Raw genomic sequence first — 16,206 nt, forward strand, 5'->3', positions numbered from 1 at the left:
CCGGGCATCTCCCCCTCAAGGGGGGAGATCAGATGCCGCCCTCGCTCGTTCCTTTGCCACGATGCTATGGGGAAGAGTGTTCGCCACTTGCCAATCTCCCCCCGTGAGGGGGAGATGCCCGGCAGGGCAGAGGGGGGTAGCGCCGCCCACCATACCGTCATTGGAGTTTCACCATGCTGACAGTCGACAACATCAACCTCCACTACGGCGCAGCGCAAGCTCTGCGCGGCGTGTCGCTGAAGGCGGAGATGGGCAAGATCACCTGCGTTCTCGGTCGCAACGGCGTCGGCAAAAGCTCGCTGCTGCGGGCCGTGACAGGCCAGCAGGCCACCAGCGCTGGCACGATCCGTTTCGGTGATGCGGCGCTTGATGGGCTGGCGCCTTACCAGCGGGCGAAGCGCGGTGTCGGTTACGTGCCGCAGGGGCGCGAGATTTTTCCGCTGCTCAGCGTGCAGGAAAATCTGGAGAGCGGTTATGCGCCGCTGTCGCGCAAGGAGCGGTTCATCCCGGATGATATTTTCAGCCTGTTTCCCGTGCTGCAGACCATGCTGTCACGCCGCGGCGGCGATCTCTCCGGCGGGCAGCAGCAGCAGCTTGCCATCGGCCGGGCGCTGGTCACGCGGCCGAAAATCCTCGTTCTCGACGAACCGACCGAGGGCATCCAGCCGTCGATCATCAAGGATATCGGCCGGGCCATCAAATATCTGCGCGATTCCACCGGCATGGCGATCCTGCTGGTCGAGCAATATCTGGATTTCTGCCGTGAGCTTGCCGATTACGTCTACATCATGGACCGAGGTGAAATCGTGCATCAAGGCCTCGCTGAAACGCTGGATATGCCGGAAGCGAGGCGGCATCTGACAGTATAAACCGAGACCAAAGCCTGTGCGCGCCGATCACGGCGTGCAAACGGGCGATTAATATTTTGAAAGCCTATGCGCCTCGACATGGCTTTCATGCGTAATTTTAGCATTTCATTGAATAACCGCCTGTGATATTGGCAGCGAAAATGCTGCATGCGAGACACAGGAAAAGTCTATTCGCACGCCGCGACAGTTGATCCCTTACATTCCACGCACGTCCGACGTATTGTCGGAAAACTGTGCCAATAAAGGCGTGTCAATGATTCAAGACTTTGCAGTGGGCCGGGCCTCCCGGTTGGTTCGTTCCGCACGCAGCCTGCTTCTTGGGCTGGCGATCAGCGCAGGCGCAGGGGCCGCAGCGTCGGCATCGACCTGCGGTCAGGGTATTGGCCCCGGCATGGAACCGGGTCGACATGATTTTTCCATTCTCTCTAACGGGCAGAAACGCGACGGCGTCTATTTTGTTCCATCCGCCTATGATGGAAATAAGCCTCTGCCTGTCGTATTCGATTTCCACGGCTCCAACAGCAACCCGCACGGCCAGCTGAACCGCAGCGGCTGGGACAAGCTTGCCGAGCGTGATGGTCTTGTGGTCGTCGCGCTGGCGGGCAGTTTAAACGGCGAATTGCCGGGCACCCATGCCTGGAATGTCCCCGGTGTTACAACACGCCCCGGCGGGCTGGACGAGGTGAGCTTCATTCATGAAGCGATTGCCATGGTGAAGGGCAAGTTCTGCGTCGATGAGGAACGTTTTTACGGTTCCGGTTATTCCGGCGGCGGGCGCATGCTGTCGCAATTCATCTGCACCGGAGCCAAGGATTTTAATGCCGCCGGTTTTGTCGCGTCGTTGCGCGCGGGTTATCCGCTGGAGACCGAAGGCAAATGGGCACCGGATGCGGCAAGCTGCACACCGGCGCGGCCGATGTCGATCATCGCCTTCGCCGGGCTGAAGGATCCAGCCAACCCCTATCAGGGCGGCGGCAAATCCTACTGGCAATATAGCGGCGAGACGGCGCTGAAGCGCTGGGCCGAAATGGATGGTTGCAAGGGCGCCGCCAAAAGCAAGGTGGGCGAGAGCTTCACGGTCAATTCTTACGATGTCTGCAAGGCAGGCGCTCGTATCCAGTCCTATGTCATCAACGACTGGGACCATGCCTGGCCGCGCGCCACCATGAAGGCCGAGGTTCTGGCCGCAAACGCCGTTGTTACCCGCAAGCCGGGCGGCGAGCAGACACCGAAGGCGGAGCCCGCCGTGGAGCGCAAGATGCCCACAGGCGAAGTGACGCGGACTGTTGATGCAGCCGAGAGAATGTGGGATTTCTTCCGAAACACGGAAGGTCAGCTTGTCGTGGACGCCGTCGTCAAGAAGGATTGCGTCGCCAAGGCCAATCCCGCTTCCGCAACCGCTTCGGAGACCGCGTGCAGCAGCAACAGCAAGCCATCAGCCCTTCCGGTTGCGAAGACGCTCAACCTGTCCGGCAACAGCGCGCCCGTGGCAGAGGACGCATTGTAACCAAGGCAGTTGAAGGGCGCAGCCGGCTGGACGAATTGTTTCAGGAGGGCTGCGCCAAGATCCGTCTTCCGGAAACCTACTCGAACGAAGCAGAAGCCATACTCATCAATTCCTCCGGTGGTTTGACCGGCGGAGACGAACTTGAATGGCAGGCAGTCGCCGGCGCCGGTACCTCGCTTGTGGTCACCACGCAGGCCTGCGAAAAGGTCTACAAGGCGTCGTCGGGCACCGCCACCGTGACCGCGCGTGTTTCCGCCGGGCCGGGTGCGAAGCTGCACTGGCTGCCGCAGGAAACGATCCTCTTCGACCGGGCGTCGCTGACGCGAAGGCTGGAAGCCGATCTTGACCAGTCCTCAGAATTCATCGCCGTCGAAGCCGTGCTGCTTGGCCGCCAGGCCATGGGCGAGGTGATGACGCACGGGCTTTTCCGCGACCGCTGGCGCATTCGCCACGGCGGCAAGCTGGTGCATGCCGAAGAACTTCTGCTTGCGGGCGAGGTGGCGGCGCTGACCGCGAAACCTGCGGTTCTGGCCGGGCAGGTTGCCTTTGCCACGCTGCTTTACATCGGGCCTCTGGCCGAGGCGCTTCTGCCTAAAATCCGGGCGATTGCCGGGGAAAGCGGCGGTGCCAGCGAGTGGCAGGGCAAGCTCGTCGTGCGCGTGTCCGCCGCTGATGGTTTCTCCTTGAGAAAATTGCTTTTTCCGATCATTTCGCTCTTGCGAAACGGCGCGCCAGTGCCGAAAGTCTGGAATCTGTAAACCCCTCGGATCGTCTCGTGACAGGCGTTCTTCGGGGGCTGTCAAATGTCGGATCTGGTCTCCAGCAAACCTCGTTTGTGGAGCAGATGCCAAGCCGTGGGACGACGATGAACCTTAGCCCAAGAGAAAAAGACAAGCTGCTGATTTCCATGGCCGCCATGGTGGCGCGCCGCCGGCTGGAACGCGGCGTCAAGCTGAATTATCCCGAAGCGATTGCGCTGATTACCGATTTCGTGGTGGAGGGCGCACGCGATGGCCGCGCCGTGGCCGACCTGATGGAGGCGGGCGCGCATGTCATTTCCCGTGATCAGGTGATGGACGGCATTGCCGAGATGATCCACGATGTGCAGGTGGAAGCGACCTTCCCTGACGGCACCAAGCTGGTGACCGTTCACGAACCGATCCGGTGAGGTGACTTATGGCGCTGGAACTTCGGCCCAATTGCGAATGCTGTGACCGTGATCTAGCGCCCGACAGCGGGGACGCGATGATCTGCTCGTTCGAATGCACTTTCTGCGCCGATTGCGTGACCGGCGTGCTCAAGGGCGCGTGCCCGAATTGCGGTGGCGAACTGGTGCGAAGGCCCGTCCGCCCGGCGGGAAAGCTCATCAATAACCCGGCATCGACAAAACGGGTGCTGAAGGCGGAAGGCTGCGCAGCAGCCACGGCCGCATAAGAACGATAAGGGGAACACCGATGAAACCAGGCGAAATCATTGCCGCCGAAGGCACCATCGAACTCAATGCCGGCCAGCCGACCGTGACGATCGAAGTGGCCAATTCGGGCGACCGGCCGGTACAGGTGGGCAGCCACTACCATTTCTTCGAGACCAATGCGGGTCTCATTTTCGATCGCGAAAAGGCGCGCGGCATGCGTCTCGATATTCCGGCCGGCACGGCGGTGCGTTTCGAGCCTGGCCAGAAGCGGGAAGTGACGCTGGTGCCGCTTTCCGGCAAGCGGGAGGTTTATGGTTTCCGTCAACAGGTCATGGGGAGGTTATGAAATGGCGACGGCGCATTATCATGGAAGCTGCCAGTGCGGCAGCGTCAGCTTCGAGGTCGATGCCGATCTCGATCACACTGTTGTCTGCAATTGTTCGCGGTGCAAACGTCTGGGCTCCACGCTCGCCTTCGCGCCGCGTGACAAGTTCACGTTGCTTTCCGGCGAGGGCACGCTGAGTGAATATCTCTTCAACAAACACAGGATCCATCATTTTTTCTGCTCCACCTGCGGCATTGAAAGCTTTGCCTATGCCGATGGGCCTGACGGTACGCCGATGGTGGCGGTCAATGCCAATTGTCTCGATGGCGTCGATCCGCGGGCGCTGAAGCCGCAGGCTTATGACGGCGCGGCGGCCTGAGCGATGGCGATCAGCAAGAACAACCTCGTCATGACCGCTCTCATCTGCGTAACCGCCGGTATTTCCATGCCGGTTGCCGCGCAGGAGCCGAACTGCAAGGAACCGCAGACGCAGGCGGACATGACGATTTGCGCCGGCAAGGATTACGAAAAGGCCGACAAAGAGCTCAATGTCGCTTATCAGAAGCTGCGCAAGCTGCTCATCGAACGTGACAAGGCGGCGGATGCGGATGGAAAGGGTGCAACCGACGCGCTGGTGACAGCTCAGCGCGCATGGGTGGCGTTCCGTGACGCCAATTGCGCACTTGCCGGTTTTCAGGCGCGTGGCGGCTCAATGGAGCCGATGCTGATCTCTTCCTGCCTGGCCGAGACGAGCGGCAAGCGGGCGGAAGAACTGCGCCAACTCTCGGAAGGTTTCTGAACCCATGGGGCGGCGGATCACGATTGTCGGAAACGGGGAGCTGCCGCCAGGCGCGGCCCTGCTTATCGACCGGTCGGATATCGTCGTCCGTTTTAATGATTGCCGGTCTCTTGGGCTGGGCGGTACGCGCACCGATGTGGTGGCCGTGTGTAATACCGGGCGGCCGGGCCGTGAGATGACCGAGGGAAGCGAATGGCGCGAGAGCCATGGTGTGCGCCAAGCCGCCGCCATCTGGTCGGTGCGCGATCCTGCGAAATTTGCCGAAATGGAACCCGGCATCCGCGCAGCCTGGCCGGAACTCACTGATTTCTGCGCCGATTATACCGGCGAATTCGCGGCCATCGCACGAGCTGGCGGCAAGAGCCATGTCGTTATTTCTCGCGGTGTGCATGAGAGGCTCGATACGGCGCTCGAAGCCTATAAGCCCGCACCATACGTCTGCCCCAGCACCGGCCTCGTTGCCATTGCCCATGTTCTTGAAAATGTCAGCGGCGATGATGACGAGGTGACGATTGCCGGTTTCAGCCACCAGGGCTGGAGCGGCCATCCCTTTACCGCCGAACAACAGCTGGTCGATGCCCTTGCGGGAACGGGCCGGCTGACACGATTTTCCCCCATACCGATTTTCTCCGCGTCCGAAGGAGCCTGAACCCATGCCATACAAGATTTCCCGCGCCGCCTATGCCGGCATGTTCGGCCCGACCGTTGGCGACAAGGTGCGTCTTGCCGATACCGAACTCTTCATCGAGATCGAGAAGGACCACACGACCTATGGCGAGGAAGTGAAATTCGGCGGTGGCAAGGTCATTCGCGACGGCATGGGCCAGAGCCAGGCGACGCGGGCAGAGGGCGCTGTCGATACCGTCATCACCAATGCCGTCATCGTTGACCATAGCGGCATCTACAAGGCAGATGTGGGCCTGAAGAACGGCCGCATTCACGCCATCGGCAAGGCCGGAAATCCCGATACGCAGCCCGGCGTGACGATCATCGTCGGTCCCTCGACGGAAGCAATTGCCGGCGAAGGCAAGATTCTGACGGCTGGCGGCATGGATGCGCATATCCATTACATCTGCCCGCAGCAGATCGAGGAAGCGCTGATGAGTGGTGTGACCTGCATGCTTGGCGGCGGCTCCGGCCCGGCGCACGGCACGCTTGCCACCACCTGCACCGGCGCATGGCATATCGAGCGGATGATCGAAAGCTTCGATGCTTTCCCGATGAACCTCGCGCTTGCGGGCAAGGGCAATGCCTCTCTGCCGGCTCCGCTGGAAGAAATGATCCTCGCCGGTGCCTCCTCGCTGAAGCTGCATGAGGACTGGGGCACGACGCCCGCCGCCATCGACAATTGCCTGACGGTGGCCGACGAATATGACGTGCAGGTGATGATCCATACCGACACGCTGAACGAGAGCGGTTTCGTGGAAGACACGGTCGCCGCTATCCGGGGCCGCACCATCCACGCTTTCCACACCGAAGGGGCGGGCGGTGGCCACGCGCCTGACATCATCAAGGTCTGCGGCAATCCCAACGTCATTCCGTCCTCGACCAACCCGACGCGGCCTTACACCGTCAATACGCTGGCGGAACATCTCGACATGCTGATGGTATGCCACCACCTGTCGCCGTCCATCCCCGAAGATATCGCCTTTGCCGAAAGCCGCATCCGCAAGGAAACCATTGCGGCGGAGGATATTCTCCACGATATCGGCGCGTTTTCGATCATTTCCTCCGATAGTCAGGCCATGGGCCGTGTCGGCGAGGTGGCGATCCGCACCTGGCAGACCGCTGACAAGATGAAGCGCCAGCGTGGCCGCCTGAAGGAAGAGACCGGCGAAAACGACAATTTCCGTGTTCGTCGTTACATCGCAAAATATACCATCAACCCGGCCATCGCCCAGGGTGTCAGCCACGAGATCGGCTCCATCGAAGTCGGCAAGCGTGCCGATCTGGTTCTTTGGAACCCGGCGTTTTTCGGCGTGAAGCCGGAAATGGTGCTGCTGGGCGGCTCGATCGCTGCCGCGCCGATGGGCGATCCGAATGCCTCCATTCCGACGCCGCAGCCGATGCATTACCGGCCGATGTTCGCCGCCTATGGCAAGCTGCGCACCAATTCCTCGGTCACTTTTGTCTCGCAGGCGTCGCTTGACGGTGGCCTTGCCCAGCGTCTCGGTGTCGCGAAGAAGCTGCTGCCGGTGAAGAATGTGCGCGGCGGCATTTCCAAGGCCTCGATGATCCACAATTCGCTGACGCCGCATATCGAGGTTGACCCCGAGACCTATGAAGTACGTGCGGATGGCGAGCTTCTGACCTGTGAACCGGCGACCGTGCTGCCGATGGCGCAGCGTTATTTCCTGTTCTGACGGCAGGCGCTCTTGAGACGCCTCACACGATGGATCGGCGGCGGCCTGCTGCTGCTCCTCCTGCTTCTTGTGCTGGGCACGGTTGCGCCGCGCCCGTTTTTTGCCGCGCAGGTGGGCGAAGGCGAAAAGAGCAGGGAAATCCTGCTCTTATCCAACCCGATCCACACCGATATCGCCCTGCCGGTTGATGACGATCTGCGGCGGGTCTTTGCCGCCTTGCAGGAGGGTGGGATCGCGGTCAATCATCCAGCTGCGGCCTATCTGGTGTTCGGCTGGGGCGGCCGCTCGTTTTACATTCAGACGCCCACCTGGGCCGATTTGAAACCGATGCCGGTTCTGCGCTCTTTCACGCTGGACAGCTCCGTCATGCATGTGGATGTGACAGGTGATTTTCCCGCTGATCTCGCCGGAGTGAAACGGCTTCGAATTTCCGAAGCGGGTTATCAGCGTCTCGTCGCGGGCATCCGGGCGAGTTTTGCCGGAAACGATGACGGTGTCAGGCCGGTACCCGGCGCCGGCTACGGCCTGACGGACGCATTCTTCGAGGCGAATGGCCAGTTCAATGCACTCGCCGGCTGTAACACGTGGTCAGCCGCGATGTTGCGGGAAGCGGGCGTTCAAACCGGTTGGTGGACGCCCTTGCCGCCGCTGTTGCGCTGGTCGATAGACCTGCACAATTGATCCCCAATTCCGTGCGGCATTTCGCGCATTTGGTGGCTGGAATCCGATTTTTATGCTGCACCGCAGCGCGTCTTGCGCTATGGAAACGGCAAAAGAATTCCGCGCGGATCGATCCCAAGCGATGCCTCGCAAAACGCCAGAACAGGAGACAAGACATGCTCGGCAAAAAAGTGCCCGCCGTAACCTTCCGCACGCGCGTTCGCGATGAGGCCGTTGGCGGCCCGAACCCCTTCCGTTGGCAGGACATGACCTCCGACGATTATTTCAAGGGCAAGAAGGTCGTCCTCTTTTCGCTGCCCGGCGCTTTCACGCCGACATGCTCGACCTACCAGCTTCCTGATTTCGAAAAGCTGGCGCCGGAATTCCGTGCGCTCGGCGTTGATGAAATCTATTGCCTGTCGGTCAATGATGCTTTCGTCATGAACGCCTGGGCCAAGGGTCAGAACCTCGAAAACGTCAAGGTCATCCCTGACGGTTCGGGCGAGTTCACCCGCAAGATGGGCATGCTGGTCGCCAAGGACAATCTCGGCTTCGGCATGCGCTCCTGGCGTTACGCCGCCGTCATCAACGATGGCGTCGTCGAGCAGTGGTTCGAGGAAGAAGGCTATTCGGACAATTGCGATAGCGACCCCTACGGCGTTTCCTCGCCGCAGAACATTCTGGAAAACCTGAAAAGCCGCGCTGCGGCCTGATTTTGGTTTTGTTGTTTGAGAAAGGCCCGGCAGCGATGCCGGGCTTTTTGTTTTCCGAGGCATTGCCGCCCTGAAAACACACCTTGAAATCCCCCCGCCTATCCGTCAAAAATCAGACCCCCAAAGACTGTTTCTGAAACGGATCATCCCATGCTGCGCGTCACCTCCTATCACCCGGCCGGAACCCCTGCCGACGAGCCCTCCGGCTATGTCACGCTGGCGCATGACCAGCGGCATCTGCGCCGCAAGCTTCTGCATCTGCAGAATGACGAGATGGTGATGCTGGACCTGAAGGAAGCCGTGCTGTTTGCCCATGGTGACCTTTTGATGGTCGAAAACGGCGATCTGATCGAGGTTCGTGCGGCGGATGAAAAGCTGTTCGAAATCAAGGCAAAGGACCGCCTTCACCTGATTGAGCTCGCCTGGCATCTGGGCAACCGGCATCTTTCGGCGCAGATCGAGGAGGAGCGTATTCTCATCCTGCGTGACCATGTCATTCGCGCCATGCTGGAAGGTCTGGGCGCCACAGTGCGCGAGGTGGAAGAGCCGTTTCAGCCGGCGCGCGGCGCTTATCACGCCCATGGCGGCCACTCGCATGGCCATGATCACGGGCACGGGCATGGGCATGGCCACCACCATCATGATCACGGCTGAGGCGTGAGCGGGGAAAGCGGCGTTGCCGCGCTGCTGCGCCTGATGGCCTGGATGTCGCCGGCGTTTCCTGTCGGCGGCTTTTCCTATTCGGGCGGGCTGGAAAAGGCGGTGGAGGACGGGCGTGTGCGTGATGCCGCCGAGTTGAGCGGCTGGGTGGAAACGCTGCTGCGCCACGGCAGCCTGTGGAACGATGCGGTGTTTCTCGCGCATGTCTGGCGATGCTCGCAGGATGCCGTAGCATTCAGCGAAACCGCTGATCTTGGCCGCGCGCTCGCCGGTTCGGCGGAGCGTTATCGGGAGACCGTGCTTCTGGGGGACGCCTTCGTTTCCGCCGCCAGCGCCTGGCCGCACGAGGTTCTGGAGCTGTTGCCGAAAGAGGCTCCCTATCCCGTCGCCATAGGCGCTGTGGCCGCTGGCCACGGCGTGCCGCTGCGCGAGACGCTTGCCGCCTTTCTGCATGCAGGTGTTTCGCAGATCGTTTCTGCCGGTATCCGTCTCGGCGTCGCGGGCCAGAAAGATGGCGTTGCCATTCTCGCCGCAAGCGAGGCTGGGATTGCCGAGGTGGCGGCACGGGCCGTCCAGTCCACGCTTGATGACCTCGGCAGCGCCACGATCATCGCCGATACGGCGGCGATGCGTCATGAAACACAGGGGACACGGCTTTTCCGGTCGTGAAAGCGACGGGAGCGAGCGCGTGCCACTTGTTTCTTCTCCCCGCCGAGGAGAAGGTCGCGGCAGCGGGATGAGGGGGCTCCGGTAGAGATATCCGGAGAGCTAGCCCCCTCATCCGACCCTTCAGGCCACCTTCTCCCCGGCGGGGAGAAGAAACAAGTGGCACGATCCTTGCGTATATTTGAGCTGTAATTTGAGTGGTTGTCGTAAGATTGGACCACAGCATAGTGAAGGGAACAGAGTGATGAAATCGGGTAATGGTCCGCTGCGCGTTGGGATTGGCGGGCCGGTGGGTTCCGGCAAGACGGCGCTGACGGAAAAGCTCTGCAAGGCGATGAGCGCCGATTATTCGGTCGCCGTCGTCACCAATGATATCTATACCAAGGAAGATGCCGAGGCACTGGTGCGCATGCAGGCGCTGCCTTCCGAAAGGATCGTCGGGGTGGAGACGGGCGGTTGCCCGCATACGGCCATTCGCGAAGATGCCACGATCAATCTGCAGGCGATTGCCGGGCTCAACCAGCGCTTTCCCGATCTCGACGTGGTTTTCATCGAATCCGGTGGCGATAACCTCGCGGCGACCTTTTCGCCTGATCTTGCCGATATCACCATCTATGTGATTTCCGTCTGCCAGGGCGAGGAAATTCCCCGTAAGGGCGGGCCGGGCATCACCCGTTCGGACCTGCTCGTCATCAACAAGAAGGACCTTGCGCCTTATGTTGGCGCGGATCTGACTGTCATGGACAGCGATGCGACGCGCATGCGCAACGCCATGCCCTTTGTTTTTACCGACATGAAACGGGGCGATGGCGTGGACCGCATCGTCGGTTTCCTGAAAGAGCAGGGCGGTCTCTGAATAATGACGATGCCCCGCCGTTTCGGCGCTTACGAAGTTTCCCGTTTTGTCGACGGTGTCTACAAGGCACCGGTCAGCCATCTCATTCACCGCCAGGGTGCCGAAGCGCTGGCTGCGGCCTTTGCCGGCCATCACGGCGAAACAGTGGATATGGACGTCAACTGCTTCACGCTTTCGGGACCTGAGGGCATCTGGCTGATCGATGCAGGCTGCGGCACGGCCTGGGGCGAGGCCTATGGCCATGCCCGTGCGGCTATGATTGCCGCCGGTATCCAGCCCGATGATGTCAGCCGTGTCATCCTCACCCATATTCACGGCGACCACGCACTCGGCCTTATCGATGGCGACCGGCCTTATTTTCCCAAGGCGGAGATATGGGTGCCGGAGGCCGATCTTGCCTTTTTCACCAATGCAGAGGCGCGAAAGACATTGCCGCCCGCCCGGCAGGGCGGTTTCGATCTGGCTGCCCGCCTGATCGATATTTGCGGCGCGATGTTGCGGCCGATCTCGGTGGGGATGGTTGCCGAGGACATAGAGGCAATCGCGGTGCCCGGTCATACGCCCGGACAGATGGCTTACCTCATAGGAAGAGACGATAAGCGCTTGATGTTATGGGGCGATGTGCTGCATGTCGGGGACATGCAGGCGGCCGATCCCGGAATTGCTTTTGTCTATGATATCGATTCCGAACTCGCCCACGCGACGCGTCTCGAAGCGTTGTCGGCGGCGGCTGACCATGGTTGGCTGGTGTCCGGCGGCCATCTCGGCGGCTTTTTTACGGTCGAGCGGCGGGGCGACAGTTTCGGTTTTATACCGCAGCCTGGATGACTTCCGTGCAATACACCGAAGGGCGGAATGCCTGATGGGCCTCCCGCCCTTCGTCCTCTCCCCGTATTTTCAGATCTGTTTCAGCGCCGCCACGTCATTGACCTGGACGATGCGACCGCGCACCGTGACGCCCGACTTTTTCAGGGTGGAGAAGGCGCGGGAGAGGGCCTCCGGCGCAAGGCCGAGCTTGCCGGCGAGCAGGCTTTTCTGGAACGGCAACCGCAGCGAGAAGGATGTCGCGTCGCGCGGGCCCTGATTGATGAGGTAATGGGCGACACGCTGCGGTGCCGTCTGCAGGCGGTCATTGGCAACGCAGTCCATGGCGGCCAGCAGGCTGTTTGACAGGCAGCGCATGACGGCCTTGGCGATGGCCGGTTCCTGATCGATCAGGCTGCGCAGCCTGGTGAGTTCGAAACGCGCCACGGTGCAGCTTTCCGCCGCCTGCGCGCTGTAACGATAGGTGTCGCTACCGAAGATCAGGCATTCATTGAAGGTATCGCCGGGGCCGCTGACGCGCACGTCCGCTTCGCGCCCGTGCCTGTCCAGCCGGTAGAGCCTGACGTAACCCGACAGCACGCAATAGAAATGCTGGGCCAGTTCGCCTTCCTTAAAAAGCACATGGCGGGCATTCACATTGGCAATGGTCGCCGCCTCCATCAGCTTCAGCGCCACCGCGTCATCCGCGATCCCGATCAAGGGCGCACGCAGCAGAATGTTCCTGTCCCTGTTGCTCAGCTTCACGGTCTTGTTCACGTCCATTCGGCTCCCGCTCAAACCTTTTGCCGGGCTGTCCGAAGCGATACGAAACCGGGGATGTTCCTTGCCCCTCACGCCCATCTGCACTGAACTCATCGCATTTTCCTCGACCGGCAATTCCCGATGCGAGGGAGACTAGCAGTTCAGGTGGAAAGCGAATTGATTTCGATCAAACGGGGGTGCGGCCGTTGTGAGGAAGGAAATGATGGGGCTGCTCATGCTTCCAATCACAAGGGAAATATGGAGCGAGCGCATGCGGCATATTTCTTCTCCCCGAGGGGGAGAAGTCCGCGGCAGCGGGATGAGGGGGCGAGGGTCGAGATATCAGGAGAGCTTGCCCCCTCATCCGACCCTTCGGGCCACCTTCTTCCCGGCGGGGAGAAGAAACGATCCGCGATGCCGTGCTCTCCCAAAGTATATGGAAACGCCGGGCACATGACCCGGCGTCTCAATCTTCAAGCTGCAGCACTCACTCGGCGGCAAGCGGCGGCAGTCGCAATATATTGCTGCCCTTGTCCGCGGCCTTGTCGCCGCTGCCCTTTTCCATACTGGCCACCCGTGCCTCCAGCGAGGAAAGCGCGAGGCTGTTTTCGCGGGCGATCTCCGAGAGTTTCTCGTTGGAGAGGGCCTCTTCCTCCTCTTCCTTCTTGCCGACGAAACGGCCGAAGAGGTGGGCAAGCAGGCGCGACAGGTCGTCCATGATCAGGAAGAAGGCCGGCACCACGATCAGCGACAGCACCGTGGAAACGATGATGCCGCCGATGACCGCAATCGCCATCGGTGCGCGGAACGAACCGCCTTCGCCGACGCCGAGCGCGGAGGGCAGCATGCCTGCCGACATGGCGATGGAGGTCATGATGATCGGGCGGGCGCGCTTGCGGCCGGCCTCCACCATGGCATGCACCCGCTCCATGCCGTGACGGCGCATTTCGATGGCGAAATCCACCAGCAGGATGGCGTTCTTGGTCACGATGCCCATCAGCATCAGAATGCCGATGAGAACCGGCATGGAGAGCGCGTTCTGGGTGATGATGAGCGCGACGGCCACACCGCCGATGGCAAGCGGCAGCGAGAACAGGATGGTGAAGGGCTGGATGACATCCTTGAACAGCAGGATGAGCACGACCAGCACCAGCATAAGGCCAAGCAGCATGGCGTTGACGAAGCCCTGCTGCATTTCGCCCTGCACCTTGGCGTCACCGCTTTCGGCAAGCCGAACGCTTGCCGGCAGGTTGGTTTCCGAAACGATGCGCTTGAACTCGGCCGTCGACGTATCGAGCGCCGTGCCGAAAGGCACATCCGAGCCGATGGAGACGACGCGGTTGCGGTCGTTGCGCTTGATCGAGCTCGGGCCTTCCGAGTAATCGATATCGGCCACGCTGTAGAGCGGCACCAGCGAACCGGAGGCGGTCTTGATCTTCAAGGCGCGGATCGTGGCGAGATCGCGGCGGGTATCGAGCGAAGCCTGCACGCGGATCGGGATCTGCCGGTCATCCAGCGAGATTTTCGTGAGCTGCGCATCGATATCACCGATGGTGGCGACGCGCACGGTCTGCGAAATCTGCTGCGGCGTGATGCCCAGGCGGGCGATCTCGTCCTTGCGCGGGCGGATCTGCAGTTCGGGACGGGGCAGAGCGCCTTCCGAGCTGACATTGGCAAGGATGGGCGAAGCGCGCAGGCGGCTTTCGAGAATGCCCACGGCGTCGTTCAGATCCTTCTCGTTGGTTGAGAGGAAGTTGAAGGAAAGCTCGCGTTCCGCGCGGTCGTTCAGCTTGATGATGCGGACATCCGCAATGCCACGCACCTGCGCGAAAATATCCCGCTCGACATCCCATTGCGGACGTGTACGGCCCTTCTCCTCCAGCTTGGGAAGATATTGGCCGATGAGCGGAATGGAGCCGAGCCCCTTGTTGACGAGGGTTTTCAGCAGCGAGTGATCGATATGCTCAAGGATGACATTGACGGTGGCGCGGCGCAGCTCCAGGTCCCCCTTGGGCGAAGCACCACCGAGGATGAAGACGCTTTCCACGCCGTTGATGTCACGGATCGCCTGGTAGATCTGCGTTGTCGTGCGGTCGGTCTCATCCAGCGTCGCATTGGGCGGCAGTTCAACGGACAGGGTGACGCGCGAGGCGTCATCAGGCGGCAGGAAGCTGCCGGGGACCTGGCTCAACAGCATCACTGAGGCGATGAGGAAGGCAATCGCTCCCAATAGTGTGAGATAACGCGCCCACCATTTCCGTGTGGTAGCGGTCACCATGCGCGTATAGGCCTTCATCAGCCTGCCGTCATTGTCGTGGTGATCGTCCATCGCGTCTTCGGCGCGCATCAGATAGGCCGCCATCAGGGGTGTGATGAGACGGGCCACTGCCAGCGAGAAGAATACCGAGAAGGCGACAGTGAGGCCGAACTGGATGAAGTACTGGCCCGGAATACCCGGCATGAACGAGACGGGCACAAAGACGGCGATGATGGTGAAGCTGGTCGCGATGACGGCAAGCCCGATTTCATCGGCTGCTTCGAGGGCCGCGCGATAGGGCGTCTTGCCCATCTTGATATGGCGGGCAATGTTCTCGATTTCCACGATGGCGTCATCCACGAGAATACCCGTGGCGAGCGTAAGCGCGAGGAAGCTGACGAGGTTGAGCGAAAAGCCCATGATGTCCATGATCCAGAAGGTCGGGATCGCGGAAAGCGGCAGCGCCACGGCGGCGATCAGTGTCGCGCGCCAGTTCCGGAGGAAGAGAAGGACCACGATAACGGCGAGGATCGCGCCTTCGATCAGCGTGTCCAGTGCGGCCTTGTAGTTGCCATAGGTGAAATAGACGGCGTCATCGACCATCTCAATCGAGACATCGGGGTGGTCCTTGCGGACCTGATCGAGACTTTGCGCGACGGTTTCGGCGACCGAAACCTCGCTCGCGCCCTTGGAGCGGAACACCGCAAAGGTGACGGCCGGATTGCCGTTGAAGCGCGAGAAGGACTTCTGCTCTTCATATGTGTCCGTAACCGTGCCGAGTTCGGAAAGCTTGACGAAGCGGCCGTTGGAAAGCGCAATCGTGGTGTTGGCAAGCTGGCTTACATCGCGTGTATCGCCCAGCGTGCGGATGGTCTGCTCGTTGCCGCCCACCTGGCCGCGGCCGGAGCCGAGGTCGATATTGGTGCCGCGCAGCTGGCTGTTCACCTCTGTCGCGGTGATGCCATAGGCATCGAGCTTTTCGGGGCTGAGCGAAACGCGCACCTCGCGGTCCGCGCCGCCGTAACGGTCGACCTTGCCGATGCCGGACTGGCCCTGCAGCGAGCGCTTGATCGTGTCATCCACGAACCAGGACAGTTCCTCCAGCGTCATGTTCGGCGAAGAGACGGCGAAGGTCTGGATCGCCTGTCCCTCGACGTCGATCTTGCTGACGACGGGCACTTCGATATCGGAGGGAAGATCGCTGCGGATCTTGTCGATGGCGTCCTTGGTGTCCTGAACCGCTTCTTCCGTCGGCTTTTCGATACGGAACACGACCGTTGTCGTCGACTGGCCGTCGACAACGGTGGACTGAATTTCGTCGACGCCACTGATGGCGGCAACGGCGTCCTCGATCTCCTTCGTCACCTGCATCTCCAGTTCGGAGGGCGAAGCCCCGCTCTGGGTCACGGTGACGGCGACGACGGGCACGTCGATATTCGGGAAACGGGTGATCGGCAGCGTATTGAACGCCTGCATGCCGAGCATCATCAAAAGTGCGAAGCCGAGAAGCGGCGCAATCGGGTTACGGATTGACCATGCGGAGAAGTTCAT

At 61.0% G+C, this 16,206-nt stretch carries 18 protein-coding genes; 16 read left to right on the forward strand and 2 right to left on the reverse strand.

Annotated features, from left to right (window positions below):
* Window positions 1-173 precede the first annotated feature (173 nt).
* The 16 genes from urtE to aidB all read left to right on the forward strand — a co-directional run bounded on the left by urtE (window position 174) and on the right by aidB (window position 11,660).
* Entirely contained in the window at window positions 174-869 is a 696-nt protein-coding gene (gene urtE, locus K7A42_RS21835; RefSeq protein WP_004443309.1) for an urea ABC transporter ATP-binding subunit UrtE, read from the forward strand.
* 253 nt (window positions 870-1,122) lie between these two features.
* Entirely contained in the window at window positions 1,123-2,376 is a 1,254-nt protein-coding gene (locus K7A42_RS21840) for an alpha/beta hydrolase family esterase (RefSeq protein WP_022556807.1), read from the forward strand.
* Window positions 2,283-3,134 (forward strand): urease accessory protein UreD, encoded by an 852-nt coding sequence (locus tag K7A42_RS21845; protein WP_034498717.1) that lies wholly within the window; start codon window positions 2,283-2,285, stop codon window positions 3,132-3,134. Before K7A42_RS21840 ends, K7A42_RS21845 begins: the two co-directional genes overlap by 94 nt.
* A 107-nt stretch (window positions 3,135-3,241) precedes the next feature.
* On the forward strand, window positions 3,242-3,544 hold the full coding sequence (locus K7A42_RS21850) for an urease subunit gamma (protein WP_004443305.1): 303 nt from the start codon (window positions 3,242-3,244) through the stop codon (window positions 3,542-3,544).
* Between the two features lie 8 nt (window positions 3,545-3,552).
* Complete coding sequence (locus K7A42_RS21855; protein ID WP_048902744.1) at window positions 3,553-3,810, forward strand: DUF1272 domain-containing protein; 258 nt, start codon at window positions 3,553-3,555, stop codon at window positions 3,808-3,810.
* Window positions 3,811-3,830: 20 nt separating this feature from the next.
* Window positions 3,831-4,136, forward strand: coding sequence for an urease subunit beta (locus K7A42_RS21860; protein WP_006699550.1), 306 nt, complete (start codon window positions 3,831-3,833; stop codon window positions 4,134-4,136).
* 1 nt (window position 4,137) lies between these two features.
* Window positions 4,138-4,494, forward strand: a complete 357-nt coding sequence (locus K7A42_RS21865) for a GFA family protein (protein ID WP_045532183.1) — start codon at window positions 4,138-4,140, stop codon at window positions 4,492-4,494.
* A gap of 3 nt (window positions 4,495-4,497) precedes the next feature.
* Window positions 4,498-4,914, forward strand: coding sequence for a lysozyme inhibitor LprI family protein (locus K7A42_RS21870; RefSeq protein WP_082074323.1), 417 nt, complete (start codon window positions 4,498-4,500; stop codon window positions 4,912-4,914).
* Window positions 4,915-4,918: 4 nt separating this feature from the next.
* On the forward strand, window positions 4,919-5,563 hold the full coding sequence (locus K7A42_RS21875) for a hypothetical protein (RefSeq protein ID WP_045532181.1): 645 nt from the start codon (window positions 4,919-4,921) through the stop codon (window positions 5,561-5,563).
* A gap of 4 nt (window positions 5,564-5,567) precedes the next feature.
* Window positions 5,568-7,277, forward strand: a complete 1,710-nt coding sequence (gene ureC / locus K7A42_RS21880) for an urease subunit alpha (RefSeq protein ID WP_006699554.1) — start codon at window positions 5,568-5,570, stop codon at window positions 7,275-7,277.
* Between the two features lie 12 nt (window positions 7,278-7,289).
* A complete protein-coding gene (locus tag K7A42_RS21885) occupies window positions 7,290-7,958 on the forward strand; it encodes a TIGR02117 family protein (protein WP_282455863.1) in 669 nt (222 codons plus the stop codon).
* A 155-nt stretch (window positions 7,959-8,113) separates the two neighbouring features.
* Window positions 8,114-8,650: a peroxiredoxin gene (locus tag K7A42_RS21890; protein WP_006699556.1), complete on the forward strand. Its 537-nt coding sequence runs from the start codon at window positions 8,114-8,116 to the stop codon at window positions 8,648-8,650.
* A 150-nt stretch (window positions 8,651-8,800) separates the two neighbouring features.
* Complete coding sequence (gene ureE, locus K7A42_RS21895; protein WP_282455864.1) at window positions 8,801-9,304, forward strand: urease accessory protein UreE; 504 nt, start codon at window positions 8,801-8,803, stop codon at window positions 9,302-9,304.
* A gap of 3 nt (window positions 9,305-9,307) precedes the next feature.
* Window positions 9,308-9,979 (forward strand): urease accessory protein UreF, encoded by a 672-nt coding sequence (locus K7A42_RS21900; protein WP_282455865.1) that lies wholly within the window; start codon window positions 9,308-9,310, stop codon window positions 9,977-9,979.
* Window positions 9,980-10,220: 241 nt separating this feature from the next.
* Window positions 10,221-10,832 (forward strand): urease accessory protein UreG, encoded by a 612-nt coding sequence (gene ureG / locus K7A42_RS21905; protein WP_004443279.1) that lies wholly within the window; start codon window positions 10,221-10,223, stop codon window positions 10,830-10,832.
* Between the two features lie 3 nt (window positions 10,833-10,835).
* Window positions 10,836-11,660, forward strand: coding sequence for an AidB family quorum-quenching N-acyl homoserine lactonase (gene aidB / locus K7A42_RS21910; RefSeq protein WP_207587679.1), 825 nt, complete (start codon window positions 10,836-10,838; stop codon window positions 11,658-11,660).
* A 69-nt stretch (window positions 11,661-11,729) separates the two neighbouring features.
* On the opposite strand, the gene K7A42_RS21915 is transcribed toward aidB, so the two are convergent.
* Both K7A42_RS21915 and K7A42_RS21920 read right to left on the reverse strand, forming a co-directional pair.
* On the reverse strand, window positions 11,730-12,419 hold the full coding sequence (locus tag K7A42_RS21915) for a Crp/Fnr family transcriptional regulator (RefSeq protein ID WP_004443275.1): 690 nt from the start codon (window positions 12,417-12,419) through the stop codon (window positions 11,730-11,732).
* 466 nt (window positions 12,420-12,885) lie between these two features.
* Entirely contained in the window at window positions 12,886-16,206 is a 3,321-nt protein-coding gene (locus K7A42_RS21920) for an efflux RND transporter permease subunit (protein ID WP_004443274.1), read from the reverse strand.

The sequence above is a fragment of the Agrobacterium sp. InxBP2 genome, from assembly GCF_026191755.1.
Classification (GTDB): Bacteria; Pseudomonadota; Alphaproteobacteria; order Rhizobiales; family Rhizobiaceae; genus Agrobacterium; species Agrobacterium pusense.